Raw genomic sequence first — 24,389 nt, 5'->3', positions numbered from 1 at the left:
TCCGGGGCTGAGTAATGCCTGGGTTATGCCGATCAAGACCCGTATTGATATGCTGGCGACCGGTATTAAAACCCCGGTCGGGGTGAAAATAGCGGGGCCGGATCTGCAGCAGATTCAGGCAATAGGTCAGCAGCTTGAAGGCATTATTAAAACAGTACCGGGTACGGTATCAGCCTATGCTGAGCGGGTCGCCGGTGGCCGTTATTTAACGCTGGATATCCGCCGTGAGCAGGCCGCGCGTTATGGTCTGAGTGTGGCACAGCTGCAACAGATTATTACCACCACCATTGGCGGCAAAAATATTATTGAAACCGTCGAAGGACTGGAGCGTTACGGCGTCAATCTGCGTTATCCGCAGGCCTACCGTGATTCCCCGGAAGCTTTAAAACAGCTGTTTTTTGTCGCGCCGAATGGCCAGCTGGTGACGCTGGGTGATGTGGTTGATATCCGCAGTGAAGCGGGGCCTGCAGCCATTAAAAGTGAAAATGCCCGCATTAATGGCTGGCTGTTTGTTGATATCGACGGTGTGGATGTTGGCCACTATGTTGATTTTGCCCAGAGCCGGGTACAGCAGGCGCTGGACAGCGGCGAACTGACGCTGCCAGCGGGTTATTCGCTGCGCTGGTCGGGGCAGTATGAATATATGCAGCGTGCGAAAGAAAAACTGCAGTATGTGGTGCCGTTAACCATCGCCATTATTGCTTTGCTGCTGTATCTGAGTTTCAGCCGGCTGACCGAAGTCGCGATGATTTTGCTGACTCTGCCACTGGCACTGGTTGGCAGCCTGTGGCTGATGTGGGCGCTGGGCTTTAATTTTTCTGTGGCTGTCGGTGTGGGCTTTATTGCTCTTGCCGGTGTCGCCGTAGAAATCGGTGTGATTATGCTGGTGTATTTAAATCAGTCATATCAGGCTGCTCTGGCTTTGGCACAGGAGCAGCAGCGCAGGGTTACGGAAAGTGAATTACGTCAGGCGGTTATCAATGGTGCCGGTTTACGTCTGCGCCCGGTAGCGATGACGGTAGCCACTATTGCCGTGGGCTTATTGCCGGTCATGCTGGGAGAGGGCACAGGTTCGGAAATTATGAGTCGTATTGCCGCACCTATGGTCGGTGGTACTGCCAGTGCTCTGTTGCTGACGCTGGTGGTGATTCCGGTGTTGTATTTTCTCTGGCGTAAGCGTGAAACCGCATAATTAATCAACGCGATAAAATAAAAGCCGGCGACTGCGATAGTCGCCGGCTTTTATTATTTCCGCTTTACGTGGGTTAAAGTGAAAAGCTGGATACCTCATCACGCAGACTGGATGCCTGATGATTCAACCCGTCAACGGCCTGGCGGATACTGCTGGCACTCTGCATACCCTGATCACTCAGATGTTTGGCATTGCTGAGGTTTTCATTAATGTTATTGATAACGGATGTCTGTTCTTCAATGGCGGAAGCAACCTGCAGAATACGGTCACTGATACTGAGCAGTGAGCCGGAAATATTGCGAATATTTTCTTCCGACTTGCTGGCATATTCGACGGTGCTGACCGCTTTTTCCTGACTCTCTTTCATGCTGCTGACGGCACGGTTAACACCACTGCGCAGCTTCTCAATCATGACATTAATATCGCCGGTCGACTGCTGGGTTTTGCTGGCCAGAGTCCGTACTTCATCGGCCACTACGGCAAACCCCCGGCCTTGCTCACCGGCACGGGCCGCTTCAATGGCTGCGTTCAGCGCCAGCAGATTCGTTTGCTCGGCAATGCCTTTAATCACATCCAGTACCGAGGCGATATTGGTGGTTTCGGCGACCAGCTCCTGAATAACGGCACCTGAGTTATCAACATTTTCGGCCAGTGCCTGAATCTCTTCCATGGCCTGACGGAATTGTTTTGATACCGCCCGCGCCGATTGGTCGGCCGCTTTGGCTTCTTCTGATACCTGCTGGGTGTTGGATGATACTTCCTGAATCGCCAGTCCCATTTCATGATTGGCGGTGGCAACCAGTTCCATCGAACCTGCATATTCGCCGCTGATGCGCTGGCTGTCGCCGGCACCTTTTTTCAGGGTATTGGTGGTGGAAGCAACATCCAGTGCGACCTGTTGAATGGTGCCGATCATCTGCTGCATGCCGCCGAGAAAACGGTTGAAGTTATGGCTGAGCAAACCAATTTCATCGCGCCCTAGATCCGGCATGCGTTTACTCAGATCACCTTTACCATCGGCCATCTGGCCAAGCACTCTGGCCAGCTCGTTAACCGGGCGGGTAATCAGTCGTGGGAAATAGACGGCAACCAGCAATGCAATCAGCAGGGCCACACCGACCAGAATAAAAATGCTGCGCAGTGCGGCATTTTTGGCCTGTTCTGCTTTTTTCTGTAAGGATTTGGCTTCTTCACCAAGCTTTTCGCCGAGAACGTTCAGCGTTTCGCGGATGCCCTCAAATTCATTTTCCAGCGAGCCTGTGCTCATTTCTGTTGCCTGGCGGGTACTCAGGCTACCGCCGAGAACCTGCTGTACCATCGCTTCACTTTTCGGGCGCCAGCGTTCAAAAGCCGTCAGAAAAGATTGAGACAGCTTTTTCGCATCGGCAGAAATATCCAGTACCTGAATTTTTTTCAGACGGGTGGCAACCTGATCCAGATTTTCCTTATGCATTTGCTTATATGTGTCTGCTGTAAGACCTAAGGCCATCGAACGTTCGGCAATTTGTGCCTGATATAAATCGCGGTCAGCGTTCAGGGTCAGTTCCAGCGCCGGAAGATATTGCTCATTAATATGGCTGTATTCGGCAGTAATTGTGTTCAGGTTCGAGATCTGAATAACGGACAGTGTGGCGAGTAAAATCGCAAGAACGGCAATCGGTAATGTCAGTTTTTTGGCAAGGCCAAGGTCGGACCAGTTCATATTATTCTCCTGTTAGGCCTGCTTAATACGGGCAGATCCTGATACGAAATGGCTCAGTTATCCGGCGGAATATCTGGCCTTCATTACAGGGAAGTGTAGATCAGGGGCCGTTATCTACCATGTCAGTAACAACCGGCCCGGGAGGATGGCGCATTATGTGAACTGTGCAGCATGCCGGCGTTATTTAATTATCAGCGCCGATAACCCGGTCGCGGCCACCGGCTTTGGCGGCGTAGAGATTCTGATCGGCCTGGCGCAACAGCTGTGCGGTATTGTCGGCGTTGGTGCTGCTGCTGATTCCTATGCTGATGCTGAGGGTATTGTCAGCGCTGATCCGGATAGTGCGTGCCTGCTGGCGCAGACGCTCACACAGTACTGCTGCCTGTTCTGGTGTGCAGTTGTTCAGCAACAGCATAAATTCTTCGCCGCCCCAGCGGACAAGCAGATCCTGGGGGCGGATATGCTTAGTCAGTAAATCGCTCAGCTCAATTAATATCTGGTCGCCGCGTTCGTGGCCGTACTGATCATTGATACGCTTGAAATAATCCACATCGATCAGAGCCAGACTCAGCGGAGTTTTCTGCTGCAGAGCGTTCTCCATTGCCTTATGCAGTTGTATATCACCATGGCGGCGGTTGCTGATTCCGGTAAGCACATCGGTATTGGCCTGTAAGGCCAGCTGCTGGCTGAGTTCGGTCAGCTGCTGATTCTGGCGGTTAAGCGTATTGGTGCGTTGCGATACCCGTTGCTCAAGTGTCAGACGCAGGCTTTGCCATTGTTGCTCGGCATGCTGACGGCGACGAATATTCAGGCTCAGCACTAAAATAATCAGCGACAGAAAAACGATAATGCTCAGGCTGACACCGATCAGCACGGCATGGGCCGCGAGAAAACTTTGTGGCCGGAAATGCAGCTCGGTTCCGGTGGGCAGGTTGCTCAGCGGAATATTAAAACGCAGGCGCTGGCGCTCATCCAGCTGTGGCGTAAAGCGGGTTTTTGGTAATACGGGAATATCAGCGGCAGGAATTCCACTCAGAATCTTGCGCACTATCTGTGCGGCCATTTCCGCCTGACTGCTGGCGTTGTGCATCATGCCACCGGCGCTGCCCTGACCCATCATCAGGTCGCCCCACATGCCGAAGATCGGTACCGGTGTTTTTGCACTCAGCACAGGTAAATGTTTGGCGTAAGAAAAATATTCGCCATTACGGTCGTTATGAATAGCAAGAAACAACACCGCGCTGTTGGCTGGCATATTACTCAGAAGCTGCTCCAGTTCGGCGAAGGTAAAATCGTCGTAGACTGATAATTTTATATCGTGAAAGCGCTGACTGCGGATCAGCTGGCGGGCTTCGTTGCCCATCAGGGCGCCCAGTCCGGAGCGGTCGGCAATTAACAGAATTTCGCGGGTGGCTGGCAGCAGCGTGCGGATAAATTCGATATTTTCTTCAATCGCCATACCTTCCAGTACTCCGGTATGTTGCGGATGGCGGCTGAGATCGTGACCTTCGGGAACATTGATCCCTAAAAATACCAGTGGCGTATTCTTCAGCCAGGGCAGTTCAGCATTGAGCACCAGATTCAGTGCCGCATCGTCGCTGACTACCACCACATCCGGCGGTTGTTCTGCGTATTTCAGATCATACAGGCGCAGTAATTCGGCACGGACCTGCGGGTTGTCGCTATAGCGCCGTTCATCCATAAATTCGACATGAATCTGTTCACCGGGCAGCAGCGGCTCAAGATTGCTGAGTAGCTTGTCGTTAAGAAGGCGGGTCCAGGGAAACTGCAGGTGATACGAGTGGATAATTAATATGTCAGGCTGGGGAAGGAATGTCGCGCGCTGGCTATCGGCCTGTAATGCCGGGCTATAAATGATAGTAATAAAAATAACGAATAAAATATGCCTGATCAGCACGGTTGCTCCCGCAAATTATGCAGCCGGATATCCGTGGCTATACAACGGAGATTCCTCATCTCCGAAGTCAGAGCATAGCGTATTTTTCTTTGCCTTTCTGTTGCTCTTTAATCGTACAGCGGAAGCGTGGAGGCTCAGCGCGGAGGGTCGGCCCGGACAGTGGTTGAGCTGTTCAGACGGAACCAGCCGGCAATGCTGTAGCGGTCGCGTTTGGCGGGCAGCACTTCGTGTGGGTAGTCTTCGCTGAGAAAGGTGACCAGCGTGCCGAAACGCGGACTGACGCGCAGCAGTTCCTGTTCATGGTTTTCAGCCTGATAGATCACCAGTTCACCGCCATCCTGAACTTCCCAGTTAGGGTTCAGATAGAGCACGGTGGTCAGTACGCGGTTGGCCTGCCCTTTGAATGCATCCATATGCTTTTTATAGAAATCACCGGGCTGGTAATGGGCAAAATGGCCTTCGTAGCTGAACAGACCCAGATACAGACGGCGGTTCATATAGCGCTGCAGTTCGGCCATATAATCCAGCCACGCGGCTTCGGCCGGATCGTCATTGCTGAGCCAGCGGATTTTGTCGCGACGGACAAACTGGTTGAGCTGATGCTGTTGCTGGCGACCAGTGCCTGCGGCACTGAAATCATCGTGCTGCAGTCTCACCACACGGTTCAGCAGGCCGGAAGACATCAGCAGAGGCAGTGCATCATGGGTGATGGCATAGCCCTGGGTCTGCAGATCGGCGGCAATGCTTTCAAACAGATCATCATGGCTGGCTTCAGCAAACTGCAAGGACGTACTCCGGAGCAAAACACAAAGGGACTGGCGTTTTACCCAAAGCCCGGCGGCAGTAAAAACAAAAAATACAGATCGTTTCGATCCCGTTTATTGCTGGAGATAAGTGCCAGCGGCCGCACCGGGTACGGCCCTGACAGCGCAGCGGCTCAGCTGAGCAATGTCCACAGTGCAAGTATGGCAAACAGCAGGCTGGTAGCGTAGCGGGCCAGATGCAGCGGCATACGGCGCATCAGACGTTCGCCATAAATCACCACCGGTACGTTGGCCAGCAGCATTCCGCAGGTCGTACCCAGAGTTACCCAAAGCACTGAGTTAAACTCGGCGGCCAGCAATACGGTGGCTACCTGGGTTTTGTCGCCGATTTCAGCCAGGAAAAACAGCACCGTGGTGGCCAGAAAAGCGCCCCAGGCCTGATGGGTGTCAGTGCTGTCGTCTTCTTTGTCCGGCACCAGCACCCAGATGGCCATGGCAGCAAAGCCAGCGGCCAGCAGCAGGCGGCCGGTGCTGCCATTCAGCCATTCGGTCAGGGAATTGCCAAGCCAGGCGCCGAGCCAGGCCGAGGCTGCGTGGTTCAGCAGGGTTGCCAGCAGAATGCCGAGCACAATTGCACTCTTGTTACGGAAACGGGCTGCCAGCAGCAGAGACAACAGCTGGGTTTTATCGCCGATCTCGGCAATGGCAACAGCAACGGAAGAGGTCAGGAAGGCTGAATGAGCGAAGGTGTCGTTCAGAGCCGGCAGGCTAATCAGGGTATCTGTCATGTTTATAGTCCGGGCGGAGATCGTTAACCAAAGACAAACGGCACGATGCCGCCCTGGTCATCCTGCTGTTTGTCTCAGGTCTCATCAAACCATCGTGAGATGGTCGCCGGTGCCATGAGCATGAGGCTCAATTATGTTGACACGGGCGCCGCTGACTTTATGGGTCAGGGCAGATTACTCCCCCAAGAGCGCGGCGATTATAACGGCTTAAGCGGCACACGTCACCCCGTAAGACGTTATGGTGTTCTTTGTCAAAACAACAAAAAAAACTGATCCAGAAGAATAATTTTTTTCAATTTACCACAGCCGGAACTGGTGAAATTATGCCGCCGTTTTCGCCCCGGTGCCTTTGCCGGTAAGGGGCGGGCAGTATCTGAACATCTGAGGTGGGTATGAGTCAGCCACAAGACTACGAAGATTTTGACGATCTCGACGACCAGCCACAATCCCGCAGCAAGCCCAAAGGACGCAGTGTCGATTACGATAAAAAACGTCGTCGCGCCGAGCGTATTCTGGAGCAGGCCCGTCTGCGCGATTTGCTGGGCTTCGATATCGATTATCAGGACTGAGCGCGCAACGCGCCGATTTCCTTCCTCCGGGGTGTAACTTCTCTTGCACCCCTTTTTCTAACCGTGCTTTCATCGGCTTTTCAATCTGTAGCAGCTCTGCGGGGTATCCATGAGCGACCGTACCGCCTTTCTCGATATTTTAAAAAGTCTGCTGCGCAGCCCTTCGGTGGTCGGCGCAGAGCATTCCTTTTTCCGCGTATTGCAGCGCGAACTGGAAGAGCGCGGGGCGCAGGTAACCTGGTACGAAGGCGTGCTGGTCGCGCAGGGCAAAGATCCGATGAGCCTGATGTTTTCGGCCCACATCGACCGTCACGGTCTGGTCTGTACCGGCCCGAACGAATTTCAGTACGCGGCCTTTGTCTCCGGCGGACGTTCCGATCTGCTGGGTAACTCGGTGTCGGAAGAACTGATGAAAATGATCGTCGACCGTTTCGGCGATGTCGGGGTGTTTGCCTATGAGCCCTGGTCCGGTGCTTACCGTGGGCGTGGCAAAATCGAGCGTACCTATATCTGTCCGCACCGTAATAACCTGATTTTTGAGCTGTCCGGTATGGAACATCTGGTGGCGGGTACGCCGGTGGCTTTCCGCGATCAGCTGCGTATCGAAAATGGCCGTTATCTGGGCCAGCTCGATAACGTGCTGACTGCCGCCATGCTGGTGTATTTATTTGAACTGGGTTTTCAGGGCACCGCCTTTTTTACCGCTCAGGAAGAAGCGGGGCGCAGCTGGCGTTACCTGCTCGAATGGTTCCGTCGTTTTGGTGGTTCCACCAACCAGCTGGTGGTGGTGGATACCAGCCCGTATCCGGATGTTCCGGCAGCTAACGAACAGTTGCTGGTGTTACGTCATTGCGATGCCAACGCATCCTTTAATACGGAGTTAACCAACCGGCTGGCGGAAAAATGTAAAAAACTGGGCATCCGTTACAGCTTTAAAGACGACTATATCCGCCGTCAGAATGAAGAAAACGCGCGTCAGGGTATTGCCGCCAAGTCCATGGGCAGTACCGAGATGGGACGCATTATTGCGGCTTCTAACGGTCTGGTGGATGGCACCACGCTGCAGATTCCGACCACGGGTTATCACACCATGGACGAAAGTGCGGGCGTTGAAGCCTGTGATGCATTTTTACGTGTACTCTGTGCGATGGCCGGTCTGCGTTACCCGTTCTGGACCTATGATCCGATGGCCTGAGGCCATTAACCGGTAAAGGATATATGAACGAACCTGTTGAGCTGCAGTTGTTAAGCGATTTACCACCCCCGGCTGATGATTCCATCAGCGGGCCGGGAGGTGCTTATGCGTTTTTTTACGCAACGGCTACGGCAGCCGATCCGTATATTCTGGTGTATGAGCGGGCACGGGATTTTTTATCGGCCCCCAGAGCCTTTGTTGTGCTGGCGCTGAGCGCTGCTGAGACCGATGCCGTGGAGCTGAACAGTGTGCTGGAATACGACGGCATTGATTACGATACCGAAGGCAATATGCTGCAGCATGGTTGTTTTCAGTTAATTAATTCAGGCGCAGGTTTTGGTCAGGATCAGTGCCATTTTTTACTCAGCGTTCCCGGCCGTCGTTGTGAAATTCTGTGTCGGGAATATCAGCTTAAAGCCACGCTGTATCATTGTCAGAGCGCCAGTCAGGCGCTGCGTCTGTTTCTGCATCAGGCAGAATAACCTACTCGCCAGCGGTATTTCAGCCGCTTTCCGGAATCCTATTCTGCTTTGTCAGATGATTATTTGTGCCTTATTACCGTGCGCGGTAAAAAATATCAGCATCATGCTGGTGCTTTTATCTGCTGGTATTTCCGCTTTATTTTTCCCTTTGCTTTCTAATTGTGCAGTTGCTCACGAATTTGCGCTGATGTGAGGCGTATCACTAGCAATGGCATCATGTTTGCTAAAGCCCAGTGACGTTCATTAATCAGTTAATAGGAAATACCATCGTGCGTTCAATACTGTTGTTCTCTGCTGCCGTTCTGGCCCTGCTGTTCGCGCGGGGTGTCTTTGCGGAGCCCGAGTTTATTGAGCCTGAACCACTGGCAGCGCGTATTAATACGGCAGTGGGCCCGGTAAAGAATACTCAGCCACTGCGGGTGCCGATGATTACCTGGGGCGGCGATATGATCAGTATTCTGGCCAATGGTATGAATACCCGCACTCAGCCTGGTAGTGCCATGGCCAAGGCCGGATTGAATTACGAATTTGTCTTGCAGGATAACTTTGATAAACAGCTGCAGGATTATTTATCCGGCGCTTCCCCTTATCTGCGCTGTACCATTGGTATGTGCAATCAGGCGCTGGATCTGATTAATAAAGATCCGCGTACCCGCCCGGTGGTGATTTATCAGCTCACCTGGTCGCGCGGTGGCGACACCCTGGTTGCTAAAAACGGCATAGTCCGCGTTGGTGAATTAAAAGGAAAAACCATCGCTATTCAGGCTTATGGTCCCCATGTGGATTTTATGACCACGTTGCTGACCCAGGCTGGCCTGAAGATGAGTGATGTGAACCTGAAATGGATGCCGGATCTTACGTTATCGGCCAACTCACCACCGGAAGCACTGAAGCTGCCGGAAATCGATGCCTCATTTATGATTATTTCCGACGCTTACGGGCTGACCTCCGGCCGGCGGGTCGGCACCGGCAGTAACGGTTCGATTACCGGTGCGCGGATGATTATTTCTACTATGTTTGCACGCCGGATTATTGCCGATGTTTATGTGGTGCGTGCCGATTATTTTGAAAAAAATAAAGCTGAGGTGCAGCGTTTTGTACAAACACTGATGAGCACTTCAGCTCAGCTGAAGGAGCTGATGCGCGATCTGTCCAATCCACAGAAACTGCAATTACTGGAAGCCTCGGCAGATATTTTACTGGGTGATAAAAACGCCCAGCCGGATATTGAAAACCTGTACTACGACGCGCAGTTTGTCGATAAGCAGGGCAATGTTGATTTCTTCAGTAACCCGCAATTCCCACATCGTCTGGAGGTACTGAATGACCGGGTTCAGGATGCGTTTAATGCGATGGGGTTGATTAAAACCAGAGCGCCGATGGCGAAAGCTGACTGGGATTATTCATTGTTGCCGGAGTAAAGGCCGCCGGGGCAGAGAACAAAAAAAACGAGCCATCAGGCTCGTTTTTTGTTTTCAGCCAATTTATTGCCCGGCTTCATCAATAAGCAGAGTGCGTTCCGGTTTCGCCACCGCTTTCAGAATATGGTAACCAAAGGCGGTTCTGACCGGACCGACGTAAGGAGATTCGCTGTCATGCTCATTCAGGGCGCGCAGCAGTTCGGTGGGCAATTGGTCGCTGTCGTGATAACCGGCAAAGCCCTGATGATGTGCTGAGGGACAGGCGGAATATTCTTCGGCCAGTTCACTGAAGTCGGCACCAAGATGCAGCTCCTGTAAAACATCGGCAGCCAGCAACGGGCTTTTCAGCAGAATATGGTGCAGGGCGAGGGTGGTCATAGCGTCTCCGGGATCAACTGTCTGCGGATAAGCTTAGTTCAGCTCAGGCGTTCCTGCGCGCTGGTTTTGGTCGGTGTGCAGAGTCAGCATTTGTCCGGAGATAACGGAACACAGGCAGAAGGCGGTAAACCAGTAAAAACCGGGTAACAGTTCGGCCGATAATTCGGCGGTGGCTTTGGCGGTAAAAAAAGCCACCAGAATAGCGACGACAAAGACATCGGCCATCGACCATTTACCCAACATGCCGACCAGACGCCAGCGCAGTACTGAAGGCAGCAGCCAGGTGCTGATGATCAGCGCCAGTTTCAGCAGCGGAATAATCACACTGAAGCTGACAATAAGAATGGCAACCGGGGTGTAACCCAGTTCATGCAATTTGAGAACGGTCTGCCATATTGAGCGGGTTTCGTGAAACAGTTGGGCCTTAAGGCCAAACATGCTGACCTGAGCGCTCAGGGTCATAATGGGTTCAGTAACCCCGGGCCAGAGTAAGGCGTAACTGCAGAGGGCGAAGAACAGGCCGCAACGCTGCAGAAGGGGGGCCTCTGACCAGCGTTGCACAAGCAGACGGATCATTTACGATCCGGCAGGGTAACGTTCAGCTCCAGCACCGATGTGGTGCCCTGCTGTTCGAGATGAACCGATACGTCGTCTTCACCGATGGCAACGTATTTGCGGATAACCGCGAGAATTTCCTGCTGCAGCTGCGGCAGATATTCGGGGCCGTTATTACGCAGGCGATCGTGGGCAACCAGAATCTGTAAACGCTCTTTGGCGACACTGGCGCTGCTTTTCTGCTCCTTGCGGAAGTAATCCATTAAACTCATATCAACCTCCGAATACGCGCTTCAGGAAGCCTTTTTTCTGCTTCTCAAGAAAACGATGCGGACGGTCTTCGCCCAGATAACGGGCTACAGCGTCATCGTAGGCCTGGCCAGCGTCACTTTCGGCGTCATGCACAACGGGTACACCCTGGTTAGAGGCTTTTAGTACTGCTTCCGATTCCGGGATAACGCCCAGCAGCGGGATGGCGAGAATCTCTTCGACGTCCTGTACCGACAGCATTTCACCGCGCTCTACGCGTTCCGGGTTATAGCGTGTCAGCAGCAGATGTTCTTTAACGCTTTTGCCCTGTTCGGCGAGGCGTGATTTGCTCTGCAGAATACCGATGATGCGGTCAGAGTCACGTACGGAAGAGACTTCCGGGTTGGTGACGATGATGGCTTCCTCGGCGTAATACAGCGCCATATGCGCGCCATGCTCAATACCGGCCGGGGAATCGCAGACGATGTAGTCAAAATCGGCGCTGAGTTCATTCAGCACTTTTTCCACACCTTCGGGATTCAGTGCGTCTTTATCACGGGTTTGTGAGGCCGGCAGGACAAACAGGTTCGGCAGACGCTTGTCTTTGATCAGTGCCTGTTTCAGGGATGCTTCACCCTGCACGACGTTAACGAAATCGTAGACCACACGGCGTTCACAGCCCATGACCAGATCCAGATTGCGCAGGCCAACATCGAAGTCGATGACGACGGTTTTATGGCCTTTCATGGCCAGAGCGGTGGAGAAGGCTGCACTGGTGGTAGTTTTACCGACTCCGCCTTTACCGGAGGTGACAACGATGATCTTTGCCAAAGCCGTATTTCCCTGAAAATTCAATGTGTGGCGCAGTATTTATCAAACGCTGGTGATGTTCAAGGTGCCATCCTGCAGGCTGACCGCGACCGGCTGCTGGCGTTGCTCCTGCTGTTCTTCAAACAGACGGTACTGACCGGCAATAGCAACCAGTTCCGGATCGAACTGCTGACAGGCAATAATGGCCGACTCATCGCCTTTTACCCCCGCAAGAGCTCGTCCGCGCAGGGTGCCGTAGATATGAATATCGCCGGTTGCCAATACCTCAGCGCCGGCGCTGACCATACCAAAAATAATCAGATCACCATCGTTATACAGCTGCTGACCGGAGCGGATATTACCGGTATGAATTTTGACCGCACGTGCAGGCGGCGATGTTTCATTGCCTGAATCTGTGGCCTGTGTGTCCTGCTGGCGGGCTGCAGCGCGGCTGGTTCCTTTACCAAGATCGGCCAGATGCAATGCTTCTGCCTGAGCCTGCCACTCATTGCCGGCGTTGCGTACAGCAACGGGCAGCAGACCACAATCACGGCAGAGCTGTTGTAAATCCGCCAGCGTCAGCAGGTTGGGATCTAATGAGGATAAATCCAGCACACAGGGCAGATGACGGAACAATGCCGGCGCTTCGGCCTGTTTTTTCTCCAGCTGGGCGCGGATATCAGCAAGATCATTGCTGCTGAAATGCAATGTGGTCAGCGGCACCAGACCGGCTTTGAGACTGACAGCACTGTCCATATCAGGCCTGCGCTTTAGCAGTCAGCGGGAACTGCTCGAAGCTGATATCGCCTAAACCGTCGCGCAGTACACGGCGCAGGTTATGGTGATTATCGACATCCGGCGTGGCCAGCACGTCACGGTAATGTTCACCAAAGCAGCGCAGAGCCTGCTCTTTGCTCAGTTGCAGCAACTGGGCGAGGGCAAACACCTTGCAGCTGCCCTGGTTTTGTTCGGCGCTGTTTTGTACGCCACCGTTGTTGAACGCGCTGGGGGTGAAATCAAACCACTGCCCGATAAATGCCAGAGTGCTGGCAAACAGATGATCATTGCTGTCGAGTGCGGCAATAAAGTCGGCTTGTGCCTGAGAAAAATCGTTCACGCGGGAATTCCCTGTAAATAGGCGGCAAGGATAATGCTCTGTACGATTTCTGAGCGACTCGCCGGGCGGTTAATGACAGGTCGCCAAGGCTAACACCAGCGCCGGGTTATGTCATGGCGATTGATTATTGTACTGGTTGAATATACAGTAATTTAAACCTTGTGCCAGATTGGCTGGTCATCGCTGTTTATCAAACCCGGAGTGATACGATGTCTTACAGCGTTCAGAGTTCACAGGCTTCCGCCGTGTCAGCGGAAGTGCCGGCTGTGGCAGAAGCGGAATCTGCCGCTGTTACTCAGCGGAAAGTGATTCATATCGACTGCGACTGTTTTTTTGCCGCAGTTGAGATGCGCGAAAATCCGGCATTACGTGAGCTGCCCATTGCCATTGGCGGCGAATCTGACCGCCGTGGGGTGATCGCCACCTGCAATTATCCGGCGCGGGCTTTTGGCGTACGCTCGGCGATGGCAACAGCGCAGGCGAAAAAACTCTGTCCACAGCTGCTGTTGCTGCCGGGACGTATGGCGCTGTACCGCGACGTATCAAAACAGCTGATGGTGATTCTGCAGGAATATGCCTTGCAGCTGGAGCAGGTATCGGTCGACGAAGCTTATCTGGAAATTGCCAGCCACCTGAATGCCACCGAGGTCGCACGGGAAATCCGTGAGCGGGTACGTAACGAACTCGGTATCACCGTCTCCGCCGGTATCGCGCCGAATAAATTCCTCGCCAAAATTGCCTCCGACTGGAACAAGCCGGATGGACAATGGGCGGTAAAACCGCATCAGGTCGATGAGTTTGTCGCGGCTTTGCCGGTCGGGAAAATTCCCGGTATTGGCCCGGCGATGGAGAAAAAACTCGCGCTCTACAAACTGCAGACCTGCGCCGATATCCGTCGCTGGGAACTGACCGAGCTGGTGCGTACCTTTGGCCGCATGGGTGCGGTACTGTATGAACGCTCCCGCGGCATTGATCATCGTCTGCTGAATCTGGAGCGGCCACGTAAATCGGTCAGTGTGGAATGCACCTTTGCCACCGACCTGGCCGGTGAAGAACATTGCCTGGCACAGTTGCCGCAATTGCTGGAACGCTGGCATGAACGGGTGGAACGTGCAGGCTGGCCGGCGGCGGCGCTGGCGCCCTTTGTGAAAGTGAAATTTGCCGATTTTACCCAGACAACGCTGGCCGACAGTCACGAGCAGGCATCAGAGCAGGGCTTTGCCCGTTTGCTGAAGCTGGCGCTGCAGCGTGAAAACAAGGCGGTGCGTCTGCTTGGTATTGGCGGACGCACGCCGGAGATAGACCGCAATCAGCTGACGCTGTTCTGATTGGCTGGCCCGATGTGCATGGGGTGTTACATCACCACGCCGGCAAACATGCCGAGGGGCCAGATCAGCAGTGACAGATAGCTGATTAAAAGGCCAAGGCAGGCGCCGACCAGTACATCGGTCGGGTAGTGCATGCCGAGAATCACCCGCGACAGAGCAACCAGCAGGGCGAAAGGCACAACCAGCCAGAACAGCGCCGGGAAGAACACGCTGAACAGCACGGCAAAGTTCACCGCGTTCATGGTGTGACCGGATGGAAAGCTGTACAGATCCAGTGGTGCGGTGTGGGCGCGGATATCGTCCCAGGAAATAAACGGCCGCTGACGCACCAGGCGGTTTTTCAGCTGGCTGTAAATCGCTACGCAGATCAGTCCCGTCACCGTCATATGGCCAACGGCAGCCAGACCTTCGACACCCTGCAACAGAATCAGCGACAGCGCCAGGCTGTACCAGAACACCCCGTCACCCAGACGGCTGATGCTTTTGAAAAACAGGCGTACTGAAGTGTACTGACCCATGCGATTAAGGCGCTGACACAATGTCAGTTCGAAGCGGTCTGCTTTGTTAAACAGTAGCGCGGCTTTTGGCTGTATTGTTTTGCTCAGTTCCATGCTGGATTACCTCCGCAGTGGCGCCATACAGGCGCTGAATAAAATCATCAACAATGCTGTTCCAGCTGATACTGCCTGCATGCAGGCAAGCCTGCTGGCGCAGTCGCCGGAGTAAATTCGGGCTGTCGAGTAAGGTTTCGGCACAGCGGATATAACTCTGATCATCGCCGAAGGGGGCGAGCATGCCGTTCTGACCGTTGTGGATATGTTCATGCGCGGCGGCATAGTCGAAGCTGACCACGGCTAAACCACTGGCCATGGCTTCGGTAACCACGTTGCCGAAGGTGTCGGTTTTACTCGGAAACAGAAAAACATCGCCGCTGGCATAGTGACGGGCAAGGTCTTCACCACGTTGCATACCGCAACAAATCACCGCCGGGTAATGCTCACGTATGCCTGCCAGCGCCGGGCCGTCACCGACCAGCACCAGTTTCACCCGCTCATCGGCAGCCAGCAGGCGGCGGTATGTGGCCAGAGCCAGATCCATATTCTTTTCACCGGCAATGCGGCCGACGTACAGCAGCACCAGATCGTCTTCGCGTACACCCCACTGTTTGCGCAGCTCAGCACTGCGTTTTTGCGGGCTGAATAACTGGCTGTCAACGCCACGGGCCATCACCCGTACATTGTGAAAACCATGGGCATCCAGTTCATCGCGCTGAATTCGGGTCGGCACCAGAGTGCCGCTGGTACGGTTATGGAAGTAGCGCAGGTAACGGTAAGCCAGGCCTTCCAGTGCTCCGAGGCGGTAGTGCTCAATGTACTGGTGAAAATTGGTGTGGAAGCCGCTCAGTACGGTAATGCCACTGGCGCGGGCGGCACTGACCGCAGCCCAACCCATAGGCCCTTCGGTGGCGACATAGATCGCCTGCGGGGCAAAACGGTTGATAGCTTTACGGATGCGGCCAATCAGCGGAAAACCAAAGCGCAGGGCGTTGTAACCGGGAATCGGCAGGCCGGGCAGGGTAATGCTGTGCAGTTTGCCCTGACTGGTGGAGAGATCGTTGCGGTTCTGACGCGGGCGTATCACCTGAACCTCGATACCGCGTGATATTAGCCCCCGAACCAGATGACCGAGCGTATTGGCGACACCGTTGATTTCCGGTGCAAAGGTCTCGGTCACTATGGTCACGCGTTGCAGCGTGGAAGAACTCGCAGTCAAAGTCATAGGTCATCGCTGACAGGTTGAGTGTGACTTTCACTTTGCGGGTGCAGTATGACAGTTATGTTTCAGCCCTGTGACGGTCTGGTGAAGTCCGGGCGCCTGAGGCAGTGACGGGGAAATAAGGGATAAATGACGGCCAGAAACTCTGGCCGCCGGAGTCAGAGGCCGCGTTCTTCGCGGTAGTAAGACGGCGCGTGCTGGGTCCAGCGGCGGAATGCTTTACGGAAGTTGGATGGGTCGCTGTAACCAACGAGAGCGGCGATCTCTTCGATCGGCAGGCTGGAATTACGCAGGTACTCAATCGCCATCTCTTTGCGTACTTCATCCAGAATACGCTGATAGGAGGTACCAACATCCTGCAGGCTGCGGCTCAGGGTGCGGGTTGAGGTTGCCAGATGGCTGGCGACCACGTCCACCGGCGGAAAGGTGCCGGGATTACTGAGCAGAATACGGCGTACCTTGGCGACGATGCCTTCTTTCGGTCCCATTCGGGCCAGGATCTCTTCGCACTGGCTTTCCGCCATGGCGGCGGTGGCACGGTCGGCCATCGCCAGCGGGGTATCGAGCAGCACGCTGTCGATAATAAATTCGGTGCGTGGCTGATCAAACAGTACAGGGCAGTTAAACAGGTGCTGATATTCGTCGGCATAGCCCGGCATCGGATGGTTCAGGTGCACTTCGCGGGCGTCGATCTCTTTGCCGGTCAGAAAACGTGCAAGGGTGGCAAAGATAGCAATGAACACATCGCACATCAGGCGATACATATGTTCAAACGGGATATGGGATGTCAGGCGTACGGCGGTGGTATCGCCCTGATCGACCACTTCAAAAGTAAACGCAGGATCAACCAGTGAGTGATACTTCAGGCCCAGACGCAACGCACTGCGCAAGTCGGCACAGCTGAGAATGGCGTAGCCGAGCATACCAAACTGATTGATATTGATGGCTTTGCCGAGATCCAGGCCCAGCGTTTCTTCAGGATAATCACGCATCAGATTGCCGGCCAATAACAGCATCTGCTGATAGGTCAGACGGGCCGACGGGTCGGATAACTGCTCGGGGCTGATGCCGGTGTTCTGCAGCAGGACATCGCTGGTTATCCCTTTTTCTGCGCCGACACGGATCATGGTTGCCGGAATATTTACCGGAACCAGAGGTTCGGTCAGGCTCCAAGTACCTCGGATCATGTGAATACCGTTATTGTTATATTGGGCGATAGGATGACAGGCTTTAGCGTTAAATCAAGAGCTATACGCTGTGTAAAGGGCACGAATGATACTTGTCGTTCGTATAAAAATGCTGAGTTTTTATGGTCGCCGGAGGCAGGTCAGATACATCCGGTCAGTGATTACGGAAAGGAAAATGCTGGCGCGTCAGAAAGCGGCCGAACTCGGTAATCTGCTGAGTTGAGCGATTATTCAGCAGATTCAGCAGAATGCGGTTGATCTTGCGGTTGTTCTTTCGTGCAACCAAAAAGACCAGATCACTGCGCCGCCATTCAAATTCGGCCAGTACCACAGGCAGGTCTGCACGGCTGAGCAGATCATGCATAATGTAGGCGCTGTCACGTTGCATCAACAGCAGCCAGTAATCGTTGCGCAGACGATCCAGCACCTTGGTATTCAGGCTTTCCACGTTGATCAGCGCCGGAATGGATGCGTCCCGCTGCTTTTGCTGAGCGTACAGCAGGGTAGCTGCAAACAGGCGCGGCTCCTCTTTATTCACCCAGTAATAACGGCCATCCCACTCGCGGTAGACCACCCGGTGAGGTTTGGCTGCATCGGGAAACACCGTATGCAGCGCCTGCTCAAAATCGTCCGCGCTTTCAAGCATGATGTCTGCGCAATTATGTTCTGCATAGGCATGCAGGTTGGGCCAGTCCTGTTCCTGATGACTGAATTCCACACCCTCAATTGCCGTGATTGATAGCGGCCGTTTATATTCTTTTTCGATCAGCAGTTTTTCCATTAGATCAATCAATGGCTGCCAGTCTTTGCCGGAGGCTTGCAGTGATTCATGCAGAGATTTAACCACAGCCTGCAGACTGAGCCAGCGGTGGCTGAGGAAACTGTTGGGGTTGATGGTTCCCAGTGGGGGCAAAGACAGTTCTTTCGCCGCCTGGCCGGCGTACCAGACAGGGAACAGACGCTGAATAAGATTGTTGAAAAAGCTTTCAATATCCAGAGCGGGTGGTGTTGGCTTTCCGGAATTATCCATGGGTCAGTGTAAGTACGTCTATGCTGAATGAAATGAAGGCCTGTCAACACTCATTAAACAGGCACTATTACAAGTAAAGCATGAATGGGAGATATGGCTATGTCCGCCGAACCCTCTGCACCATCGCCTCTGCAGGTTCTGGCCCGGGTAAACCGTGCGCTGGAAGATGCGGGACTGAGCGATAACCGCGCTCAGCGGGAGCCCCTGCCGCTGTTCACTGAATTATTAAATGACTGGTTTGTGTGTCAGGACCTGAACGAGCAGCAGATGGAATGGAGCATCGCCCTGCCGCTGTTGCTGCAGACCATGACTGCTCTGGAGTTGTCGGAATCTATCCGCAGCGTGTTTGAAGAAACCCTGCAGTTATGCCGGGCGCACGGCACGCTTAGCGTCTGGACACGGCGCGAGCTGGAAAGCCGCTTCCGTTCGTTGCAGGCTGATATTGAGAAAGAAAACCAGCGCCTGCAGGTTCCGGCCGGTTATTGAGGCCGTATGGTTGCTGTTCAGCTGAAGTATTTCTGCCGGCCTTGATTGCGTATAATCGCCGCTTTTTGCGGAGGCCTTATGTCTGTTATTTATCTTGCTGTTGGCAGTGTAACGGGTACGGCGCTGATTGTTGCCAAAGCGGTACAGCAGCAACTGGAGCAAGCCGGTCACCGGGTTGTGTTAGACGATAAGCCCAGCGTCAGTGCATTAAACGCCAGCCAGTGCGATGCTGTATTAATCTGCACATCGACTACCGGGCGTGGTGATTTACCGGCCGCTATCGCCCCTTTTTATGTTGAACTCGAAGAACAATTCCCACTGCAGAATGGTAAGCCGTTTGGGGTGATCAGCCTTGGTGACAGCTCTTACGATGCCACTTTCTGTGGGGCCGGCGCCTTATTCGAAGAGCGCTTCTTTGAACTGCAGGGCAGTGCACCGGTACCTCGGGTCACCATCGATGCTACCGAAACCGTTACTCCGGATGAGGACGCCCTGTTCTGGCTGAACGAGTGGATGGAAAAAGCCCTCTGACAGCAAGGCTGGCAGAAGGCTGAATGTTGGTCAGAAACGCACCACCAGTTTCAGCTGAGTCTGGTGGTTGTGATATTCAGTACCTTCCGGCGGACGGGTATCCCAGCGGCTCTGCCATTGCCACTTCAGATCGGTATGAGTGCCCAGAGGTAAAGTGACTGCCAGCTGCCATAAGGCGCGCTGGTCTGAAGGCTCGTCGACCGATGGCTGAAAATACAGCGTGCTTTGCAGCTTGCTGTAGGCCAGTTTCCACTGAATATGGGTGTACAGGCTCAGGCGTGTGAGCTGGCTGCTGTTATCTTCGTTGAGTACCCGCTCCCGTACTTCTTCATGAAACAAACCAATGCCCTGATACAGGCGGGTCTGCTCATCAAACGCATGCTGGTAGCGCATTCCGGCACCGATCAGGGCCCGGTGTGCCAGAGCGGCAAAGGGATCACGTTCGTATTGGGCATAAAACTCTTCAGACCAGGTGTCACGACGGTTCAGCACCAGACGGCTGTGGATAAAGGTGTCATCGTCGGTGCGTTCACCGTTTCTGGATTCGTAGCTGCGGTTGCCCCAGGTGAAAAAGCGCTTGTTATCATCCTGCCAGTTGCCGTTCAGGCCCAGATTCCACTTCCGTTTTTCGTTGTTGCCGGATTCCGCATCAAAGCCGATCTCCGCTTTGCCGGACCAGCCCAGCTGATCGTCGCCGGCACGCTTTTCTTCAACGTTGGTAATCGCCTGGGCGGTGAAACTGAGCAGGCTGAAAGCAGCGAGCAGCGGAAAGCGCATGTCGGACTCCTGAAATAAAAAAGTCGGACATTATAGGGAAGGCAGGGCAGAACTGCATGTTATGTCTGCCGCAGGTGGCGTAATTACTGCGGCAGACGGGCGGAAGCCAGATTCTGAATCAGGGTATGCAGACGGTTGATCTGCTGGCGTTCAGAGTAGGCCGTGCCGCGCTCACCAAACTGCTGGCGGGCTTCATCGAGAATGGCCACCGTATCCAGTTCGGCACTGTCATCCAGTTCAGCCCGGGCAGTATTGATCAGGGCAAAGGCGTTGAGGTCGCGCCCGGCGATCAGGCCGTACTGTTGCAGGCGGTTCTGAAATTCACCGACTTCTCCGGCAGGCAGGGAGCGCACATCGAAATCGCTGGCAACAGCACTGACCATTAACGCGCGTTGCGAAGGAGAATATGGGTGGGCTCCGGCGGTGCTTTCTGCATTGCCAGTATTGGCAGCAGATACGGCTGCGGTGGCTCCGATCTGTCCGCCCGCAACGCTGTCTGCCGGATTGTGATCCGGAATCAGGGGCGACTGTTGTTGCAGGTAGCTGGTAAGGGCGTTAAGCATAAATCATATTCTCCGGCGTTAAACGGAGAATGCAGAAGCTGTGCCACTACTGAAGAGGCGCTGAGCAAACAGCAGTCCCGCCGGGAGTGGCGGGACTTACGGAGCGGTTAGCGGGTTCTCAGAAGTGGTAAGTAGCGCTCAAGACAGGCCCGAAAGCGGCAACCTGCCAATAAGGTGCGTCAGACTTTGCCGTTGCTGCCTCAAGGTTGCCATTTCGGTACTGTTCGCGCGCTGCCGTCATTGTCTGCGGCGAGGTGTAAATTTTCACTTCGGAGGCGATCATGCCAGTGGCGAAGGTCATCCAGCCATCAGCCGGACGTTTGTCGTCGTAGGCAACGGCAAGACCCGCAAGGCCATTTACCAGGCCGGCCAGAAAATGATTCAGCAGGCTTTGTTCATAGATTTCACGCTCGGCAGCGGTGTTAAGCCATTGCTCGGCCTGTGCCAGCTTCACCTGCCGGGCCGTATTATCCGTTTCTGGCATGGCTTTCAGATCCTCAGCAAAGCGATGGGTCTGCATCGGATTAAGCAACATATCGGCAGCACCGAGGAAGCTGGTCGTAAAGCCTACAGCACGGTCATATTTGTTGTGCTCGCCGTCGGTTTGCGTATAGGCAATGCCGTTCAGGGCGGTTACACCGGCAAATAATCCAAACCAGCCATCCTGCCACAGGCGGGAATGGCTGGCGCTGTGATCAAACTGTTGCTGCAGAAAGGCGAGTTTAGCCTGCTCATCTGCCTGGACTGCGGTGCAGCTCAGTAGCGAGAGAAGTGTCAGGGTCTGCAAAGAGGTTTGCCGAAGGTTGAGGCTGCTGAGCATACTTGGGTCCTGAGATTATTATTATTGTGCTTATAAAACCCAATTTTTGTACCAAAGTACAGTTTTGAGTGGGACAAATCCTGCCACTCTAAAGTATGAAATATGCTCAAGTGGTACCTTGGTGCTTATATTTGCCATTTTTCTTTCGTCGGACAATCCGCATAATAATGGCTATATCTGTGAAACATTCGGAGAGACGAACATGGCATTGGTTGCTGAAACAGCAATAAATAAAAGCAAGCCCTTACAATATCAGGGGCGAAAAGCCAGCCGGGCCAAGAGCGAGCAGCGTCGTCGGATTATTCTGGAAGCAGCATTACGTATTGTAATCAGTGAGGGGGTTCGTGGGATCCGTCATCGCGCTGTTGCGAAAGAAGCCGGCGTTCCTCTGGCGGCGACCACTTATTACTTTAAGGATATTCAGGAACTGATTATCGACACCTTCACCCTGTATACGGAGAAGGCGTTGGAAGTGGTTAACGAATTCACTCACCAGTTTTATCAGCCGATGGCCAGTATGGCAGGCACAGATATCAGCAGTCCGGAAGGCCAGAAGGCGCTGGTGGACTTTATGGTGGAACAGCTCACGGTGTATATGCATGAGCAGATTATCGGTCAGCGCGATATGTTGATTGCCGAACAGGCATTCCGTTATGAAGCCATCGTTAATGAAAGTATCCGCAAGCTGGCACAGATGCATCGTAAAGCGCTGTTTGAGAAAGCGGCAGAGTTTTTCCGCAATGTGGCCAACTCAGATGCGCCGGAAGCTGATGCTGAAATTTTGCTGGGCTTATTCCATTCGCTGGAGTACAGCGCTTTGCTGAAAAATGAAGAAGAGCCGGATCTGGCAGAAGTGTCAGCCACCCTGCGCCGTCACCTGTCTCTGTTGCTGCCGAGGTTGCTGGCAGTCTGAGGTTCTGCGCTTTGTCCTGAGGCCGGGCAAAGCGCTTTCAGAGTGCGAAGTGGTAGCCGGCCTGAGCCAGCAGCATGCGCATCAGGCGCATTTCTGTGGTGCTGAAGGTGCGGACATTACTGCAGTGCTCGCACAGAATACCGTGTTTGCTTTTCAGCGTTTCGATACTGATGTCGGTGTCCTGCTGGCAGTGGTCACAGTTTATCGGGATCATCACTTTGGCAGACAAAATTGTGCTGACATCTCCGTAGCTGACCTCTGCTTGTTTCACAGGCAGCGCTTGACTCATAGGGTTCCCCTGTTCATTCAAACTGTTTGTCTTAACAACTGTTCTTCAGATTAGCAGTTCGTTGTCTCATGCTTGTGTCGTATCAGGGAGTTATGGTGAGCATTCGTAAGCCGATTGTTCATCATCTGCGGCTTGTCGGATTACAGTGTAGTTTGGCTGTAACATAAATGCACAATCCGCCGTACTAACTGCATCAGATCGTATAACTCTATGATTTTTTAGATGAATTGCTTCGGCCCGTAGCCATGTGCAGGGCGTTTTTGGCAACACCTGAACCTACTTTTGTAACATTTCTGTTACAAAAGTGCCAATAGCAAGAGAAGCGGTCAGGCCCGGGCTTTCTATCCCAAACAGATGAACCGCGGGGGCACGGTTATCAGGACGCTGGATATCGAAGTCGGCTGCAGTCTCATGCTTTGTGTGCAGTTTGGGACGGATACCGGCGTAATCTGGCTGCAGGTGTTGTTCTTTCAGGCCGGGAAAGTAGCGCTGAATGGCCCTGGCGAACGCGGGCGCCAGCGCCGGGCCTACCCGGTAATCCGGGGTGTCGTCTGACAGATATTCGGTATCAGGGCCGAAGCGCAGCTGATTACCAAGGTCGAGGGTGGCATGAATGCCCAGTCCTGCCAGATTCTTTTCCGGCAGCGGGTAGATAAGATGCCGGAAAGGGTTTTTGCTCTGGTAGCTGAAGTAATGCCCGCGACAGAGATAAAGCTTTGGAATCCGGCTTTCTTTAATGCCCAGTGCGTGGGCCATCTTCTGGGCATGCAGACCAGCGGCATTGACCAGTGCTGCGCAGCGGATACTGCTTACACCATCCATGCTGCATACCTCAATCTGCCAGCCATTATCGCGCTCGCTGGCGGACACAACCCGCGAGTGTTTGAGCAGCAGGGCACCGCGTTGCTCAGCCTGCTGGGTAAGACGCTCCATATAACTGTGGCTGTCGATAATACCCGTCGTGGGAGAGTAAAGTGCCGCATAACCGCGCACCTGAGGTTCCATATCCTGCAGCTGCTGCTGATCAAGCGACTGCAGGGGAATCCCCAGATTACGGCCTTTGCGCAGCAGCTGTGTCAGCTGTTCCTGACCACTTTCGGGGGCGACAATCAGTTTACCGATAGCTTTGTGGGGAACATCAAAGGCTTCACAGAACCGATACAGGCGCTGCTTGCCTTCGATGCACAGACGTTCTTTCAGTGAGCCTGGTGCATAGTAAAGACCGGCATGAATGACTTCGCTGTTACGACTGCTGGTTTCTGCGCCAAAGCGGTTATTTTGCTCCAGCAGCAGGACAGAGCCGTGGTGGCTGAGTTCATAAGCACAGGCAAGGCCTATAACACCGCCGCCGATAATGCAGTAATCGAAGTCTGTCATAGGCTGAAAATCACCATGATGTGGCCGGGTCGGGTAGAGTACAGAATCAGGGGGCTGGCTGAATTGTAAAGGATATCCGCGCGTATGAAGATGCCTTCATGGCGGACCAAGGGGACGTGCGGTAACTGTTAATGCTCACCGCACGCAGCGAATCCCTGTTAATGGGGTTGGA

General features: G+C 53.8%; 28 protein-coding genes. 9 read left to right on the top strand and 19 right to left on the bottom strand.

What is annotated here, in order from left to right; genetic code table 11:
- Positions 1-1,192, top strand: a 1,192-nt coding sequence (locus LGT44_RS11785; protein WP_230333612.1) for an efflux RND transporter permease subunit, incomplete at its 5' end; no start/stop codon positions are given.
- A gap of 73 nt (positions 1,193-1,265) precedes the next feature.
- On the opposite strand, the gene LGT44_RS11780 is transcribed toward LGT44_RS11785, so the two are convergent.
- The 4 genes from LGT44_RS11780 to LGT44_RS11765 all read right to left on the bottom strand — a co-directional run bounded on the left by LGT44_RS11780 (position 1,266) and on the right by LGT44_RS11765 (position 6,364).
- On the bottom strand, positions 1,266-2,894 hold the full coding sequence (locus tag LGT44_RS11780) for a methyl-accepting chemotaxis protein (RefSeq protein ID WP_145469789.1): 1,629 nt from the start codon (positions 2,892-2,894) through the stop codon (positions 1,266-1,268).
- Between the two features lie 184 nt (positions 2,895-3,078).
- Complete coding sequence (locus tag LGT44_RS11775; protein ID WP_230332676.1) at positions 3,079-4,812, bottom strand: ABC transporter substrate binding protein; 1,734 nt, start codon at positions 4,810-4,812, stop codon at positions 3,079-3,081.
- Between the two features lie 134 nt (positions 4,813-4,946).
- The gene (locus tag LGT44_RS11770; RefSeq protein WP_230332677.1) at positions 4,947-5,597 is read right to left on the bottom strand and encodes a 2OG-Fe(II) oxygenase; all 651 of its coding nucleotides are present in this window, start codon (positions 5,595-5,597) and stop codon (positions 4,947-4,949) included.
- A gap of 152 nt (positions 5,598-5,749) precedes the next feature.
- Positions 5,750-6,364 (bottom strand): TMEM165/GDT1 family protein, encoded by a 615-nt coding sequence (locus LGT44_RS11765; protein ID WP_145469787.1) that lies wholly within the window; start codon positions 6,362-6,364, stop codon positions 5,750-5,752.
- A gap of 392 nt (positions 6,365-6,756) precedes the next feature.
- On the opposite strand from LGT44_RS11765, the gene LGT44_RS11760 reads away from it, so the two are divergent.
- From LGT44_RS11760 to LGT44_RS11745, 4 genes are all read left to right on the top strand, one after another.
- Entirely contained in the window at positions 6,757-6,933 is a 177-nt protein-coding gene (locus LGT44_RS11760) for a PA3496 family putative envelope integrity protein (protein ID WP_186435965.1), read from the top strand.
- A 109-nt stretch (positions 6,934-7,042) separates the two neighbouring features.
- Entirely contained in the window at positions 7,043-8,128 is a 1,086-nt protein-coding gene (locus LGT44_RS11755; protein WP_145469786.1) for a peptidase M42, read from the top strand.
- A gap of 23 nt (positions 8,129-8,151) precedes the next feature.
- On the top strand, positions 8,152-8,610 hold the full coding sequence (locus LGT44_RS11750; RefSeq protein WP_230332678.1) for a hypothetical protein: 459 nt from the start codon (positions 8,152-8,154) through the stop codon (positions 8,608-8,610).
- Between the two features lie 269 nt (positions 8,611-8,879).
- A complete protein-coding gene (locus LGT44_RS11745; RefSeq protein WP_230332679.1) occupies positions 8,880-10,031 on the top strand; it encodes an ABC transporter substrate-binding protein in 1,152 nt (383 codons plus the stop codon).
- A gap of 63 nt (positions 10,032-10,094) precedes the next feature.
- On the opposite strand, the gene LGT44_RS11740 is transcribed toward LGT44_RS11745, so the two are convergent.
- The 6 genes from LGT44_RS11740 to LGT44_RS11715 are packed head-to-tail and all read right to left on the bottom strand — an operon-like array spanning position 10,095 to position 13,140.
- On the bottom strand, positions 10,095-10,409 hold the full coding sequence (locus LGT44_RS11740; RefSeq protein WP_230332680.1) for a peptidylprolyl isomerase: 315 nt from the start codon (positions 10,407-10,409) through the stop codon (positions 10,095-10,097).
- Positions 10,410-10,442: 33 nt separating this feature from the next.
- Entirely contained in the window at positions 10,443-10,985 is a 543-nt protein-coding gene (locus LGT44_RS11735) for a paraquat-inducible protein A (RefSeq protein WP_145469782.1), read from the bottom strand.
- Positions 10,982-11,236: a cell division topological specificity factor MinE gene (minE, locus tag LGT44_RS11730; RefSeq protein WP_145469781.1), complete on the bottom strand. Its 255-nt coding sequence runs from the start codon at positions 11,234-11,236 to the stop codon at positions 10,982-10,984. Before minE ends, LGT44_RS11735 begins: the two co-directional genes overlap by 4 nt.
- Position 11,237: 1 nt before the next feature.
- A complete protein-coding gene (minD, locus tag LGT44_RS11725) occupies positions 11,238-12,044 on the bottom strand; it encodes a septum site-determining protein MinD (protein WP_145469780.1) in 807 nt (268 codons plus the stop codon).
- 42 nt (positions 12,045-12,086) lie between these two features.
- Entirely contained in the window at positions 12,087-12,779 is a 693-nt protein-coding gene (minC, locus tag LGT44_RS11720; RefSeq protein WP_230332681.1) for a septum site-determining protein MinC, read from the bottom strand.
- A gap of 1 nt (position 12,780) precedes the next feature.
- Complete coding sequence (locus tag LGT44_RS11715; RefSeq protein WP_230332682.1) at positions 12,781-13,140, bottom strand: HopJ type III effector protein; 360 nt, start codon at positions 13,138-13,140, stop codon at positions 12,781-12,783.
- 209 nt (positions 13,141-13,349) lie between these two features.
- On the opposite strand from LGT44_RS11715, the gene dinB reads away from it, so the two are divergent.
- Entirely contained in the window at positions 13,350-14,468 is a 1,119-nt protein-coding gene (gene dinB / locus LGT44_RS11710) for a DNA polymerase IV (RefSeq protein ID WP_230332683.1), read from the top strand.
- Between the two features lie 26 nt (positions 14,469-14,494).
- On the opposite strand, the gene LGT44_RS11705 is transcribed toward dinB, so the two are convergent.
- The 4 genes from LGT44_RS11705 to LGT44_RS11690 all read right to left on the bottom strand — a co-directional run bounded on the left by LGT44_RS11705 (position 14,495) and on the right by LGT44_RS11690 (position 18,461).
- Positions 14,495-15,079, bottom strand: a complete 585-nt coding sequence (locus tag LGT44_RS11705) for a phosphatase PAP2 family protein (RefSeq protein ID WP_225692180.1) — start codon at positions 15,077-15,079, stop codon at positions 14,495-14,497.
- A complete protein-coding gene (locus LGT44_RS11700) occupies positions 15,033-16,247 on the bottom strand; it encodes a glycosyltransferase family 4 protein (protein WP_230332684.1) in 1,215 nt (404 codons plus the stop codon). Before LGT44_RS11700 ends, LGT44_RS11705 begins: the two co-directional genes overlap by 47 nt.
- A gap of 155 nt (positions 16,248-16,402) precedes the next feature.
- Positions 16,403-17,431: an AraC family transcriptional regulator gene (locus LGT44_RS11695; protein ID WP_145469774.1), complete on the bottom strand. Its 1,029-nt coding sequence runs from the start codon at positions 17,429-17,431 to the stop codon at positions 16,403-16,405.
- Between the two features lie 154 nt (positions 17,432-17,585).
- Positions 17,586-18,461, bottom strand: a complete 876-nt coding sequence (locus LGT44_RS11690; RefSeq protein ID WP_145469773.1) for a DUF6685 family protein — start codon at positions 18,459-18,461, stop codon at positions 17,586-17,588.
- 93 nt (positions 18,462-18,554) lie between these two features.
- Here LGT44_RS11690 and LGT44_RS11685 point away from each other — a divergent pair, with 93 nt between their 5' ends.
- Together LGT44_RS11685 and LGT44_RS11680 are read left to right on the top strand one after the other, a co-directional pair.
- Positions 18,555-18,947, top strand: coding sequence for a hypothetical protein (locus tag LGT44_RS11685; protein ID WP_225692182.1), 393 nt, complete (start codon positions 18,555-18,557; stop codon positions 18,945-18,947).
- Between the two features lie 78 nt (positions 18,948-19,025).
- Positions 19,026-19,478 (top strand): flavodoxin domain-containing protein, encoded by a 453-nt coding sequence (locus tag LGT44_RS11680; RefSeq protein ID WP_145469771.1) that lies wholly within the window; start codon positions 19,026-19,028, stop codon positions 19,476-19,478.
- A gap of 30 nt (positions 19,479-19,508) precedes the next feature.
- Here LGT44_RS11680 and LGT44_RS11675 read toward each other — a convergent pair whose 3' ends face one another.
- From LGT44_RS11675 to LGT44_RS11665, 3 genes are all read right to left on the bottom strand, one after another.
- Positions 19,509-20,255: a DUF481 domain-containing protein gene (locus tag LGT44_RS11675; RefSeq protein ID WP_225692184.1), complete on the bottom strand. Its 747-nt coding sequence runs from the start codon at positions 20,253-20,255 to the stop codon at positions 19,509-19,511.
- Between the two features lie 83 nt (positions 20,256-20,338).
- Complete coding sequence (locus LGT44_RS11670; RefSeq protein WP_145469769.1) at positions 20,339-20,818, bottom strand: hypothetical protein; 480 nt, start codon at positions 20,816-20,818, stop codon at positions 20,339-20,341.
- Positions 20,819-20,936: 118 nt separating this feature from the next.
- Complete coding sequence (locus LGT44_RS11665; RefSeq protein ID WP_230332685.1) at positions 20,937-21,638, bottom strand: hypothetical protein; 702 nt, start codon at positions 21,636-21,638, stop codon at positions 20,937-20,939.
- Between the two features lie 202 nt (positions 21,639-21,840).
- Here LGT44_RS11665 and LGT44_RS11660 point away from each other — a divergent pair, with 202 nt between their 5' ends.
- Positions 21,841-22,551: a TetR/AcrR family transcriptional regulator gene (locus LGT44_RS11660; protein WP_145469767.1), complete on the top strand. Its 711-nt coding sequence runs from the start codon at positions 21,841-21,843 to the stop codon at positions 22,549-22,551.
- 37 nt (positions 22,552-22,588) lie between these two features.
- Here LGT44_RS11660 and LGT44_RS11655 read toward each other — a convergent pair whose 3' ends face one another.
- Entirely contained in the window at positions 22,589-22,840 is a 252-nt protein-coding gene (locus LGT44_RS11655; protein ID WP_145469766.1) for a hypothetical protein, read from the bottom strand.
- Positions 22,841-23,116: 276 nt separating this feature from the next.
- A complete protein-coding gene (locus tag LGT44_RS11650; RefSeq protein WP_230332686.1) occupies positions 23,117-24,217 on the bottom strand; it encodes an NAD(P)/FAD-dependent oxidoreductase in 1,101 nt (366 codons plus the stop codon).
- Positions 24,218-24,389 lie beyond the last annotated feature (172 nt).

Source organism: Thalassolituus alkanivorans (genome assembly GCF_020447205.1).
In the GTDB taxonomy this organism is placed as follows: Bacteria; Pseudomonadota; Gammaproteobacteria; order Pseudomonadales; family Oceanobacteraceae; genus Venatoribacter; species Venatoribacter alkanivorans.
This window is presented reverse-complemented; position numbering and strand designations above follow the sequence as displayed.

Bases quoted from the DNA above. Each gene is read 5' to 3' on its own strand.
- LGT44_RS11655 (WP_145469766.1), bottom strand. From the start codon at position 22,840: ATGAGTCAAGCGCTGCCTGTGAAACAAGCAGAGGTCAGCTACGGAGAT.
- minE (WP_145469781.1), bottom strand. From the start codon at position 11,236: ATGAGTTTAATGGATTACTTCCGCAAGGAGCAGAAAAGCAGCGCCAGT.
- LGT44_RS11680 (WP_145469771.1), top strand. From the start codon at position 19,026: ATGTCTGTTATTTATCTTGCTGTTGGCAGTGTAACGGGTACGGCGCTG.
- LGT44_RS11650 (WP_230332686.1), bottom strand. From the start codon at position 24,217: ATGACAGACTTCGATTACTGCATTATCGGCGGCGGTGTTATAGGCCTT.
- LGT44_RS11670 (WP_145469769.1), bottom strand. From the start codon at position 20,818: ATGCTTAACGCCCTTACCAGCTACCTGCAACAACAGTCGCCCCTGATT.
- LGT44_RS11705 (WP_225692180.1), bottom strand. From the start codon at position 15,079: ATGGAACTGAGCAAAACAATACAGCCAAAAGCCGCGCTACTGTTTAAC.
- LGT44_RS11700 (WP_230332684.1), bottom strand. From the start codon at position 16,247: ATGACTTTGACTGCGAGTTCTTCCACGCTGCAACGCGTGACCATAGTG.
- LGT44_RS11695 (WP_145469774.1), bottom strand. From the start codon at position 17,431: ATGATCCGAGGTACTTGGAGCCTGACCGAACCTCTGGTTCCGGTAAAT.
- LGT44_RS11755 (WP_145469786.1), top strand. From the start codon at position 7,043: ATGAGCGACCGTACCGCCTTTCTCGATATTTTAAAAAGTCTGCTGCGC.
- LGT44_RS11660 (WP_145469767.1), top strand. From the start codon at position 21,841: ATGGCATTGGTTGCTGAAACAGCAATAAATAAAAGCAAGCCCTTACAA.
- LGT44_RS11675 (WP_225692184.1), bottom strand. From the start codon at position 20,255: ATGCGCTTTCCGCTGCTCGCTGCTTTCAGCCTGCTCAGTTTCACCGCC.
- LGT44_RS11735 (WP_145469782.1), bottom strand. From the start codon at position 10,985: ATGATCCGTCTGCTTGTGCAACGCTGGTCAGAGGCCCCCCTTCTGCAG.
- LGT44_RS11760 (WP_186435965.1), top strand. From the start codon at position 6,757: ATGAGTCAGCCACAAGACTACGAAGATTTTGACGATCTCGACGACCAG.
- LGT44_RS11750 (WP_230332678.1), top strand. From the start codon at position 8,152: ATGAACGAACCTGTTGAGCTGCAGTTGTTAAGCGATTTACCACCCCCG.
- LGT44_RS11780 (WP_145469789.1), bottom strand. From the start codon at position 2,894: ATGAACTGGTCCGACCTTGGCCTTGCCAAAAAACTGACATTACCGATT.
- dinB (WP_230332683.1), top strand. From the start codon at position 13,350: ATGTCTTACAGCGTTCAGAGTTCACAGGCTTCCGCCGTGTCAGCGGAA.
- LGT44_RS11665 (WP_230332685.1), bottom strand. From the start codon at position 21,638: ATGCTCAGCAGCCTCAACCTTCGGCAAACCTCTTTGCAGACCCTGACA.
- LGT44_RS11685 (WP_225692182.1), top strand. From the start codon at position 18,555: ATGGCTATGTCCGCCGAACCCTCTGCACCATCGCCTCTGCAGGTTCTG.
- LGT44_RS11740 (WP_230332680.1), bottom strand. From the start codon at position 10,409: ATGACCACCCTCGCCCTGCACCATATTCTGCTGAAAAGCCCGTTGCTG.
- LGT44_RS11690 (WP_145469773.1), bottom strand. From the start codon at position 18,461: ATGGATAATTCCGGAAAGCCAACACCACCCGCTCTGGATATTGAAAGC.
- LGT44_RS11765 (WP_145469787.1), bottom strand. From the start codon at position 6,364: ATGACAGATACCCTGATTAGCCTGCCGGCTCTGAACGACACCTTCGCT.
- minC (WP_230332681.1), bottom strand. From the start codon at position 12,779: ATGGACAGTGCTGTCAGTCTCAAAGCCGGTCTGGTGCCGCTGACCACA.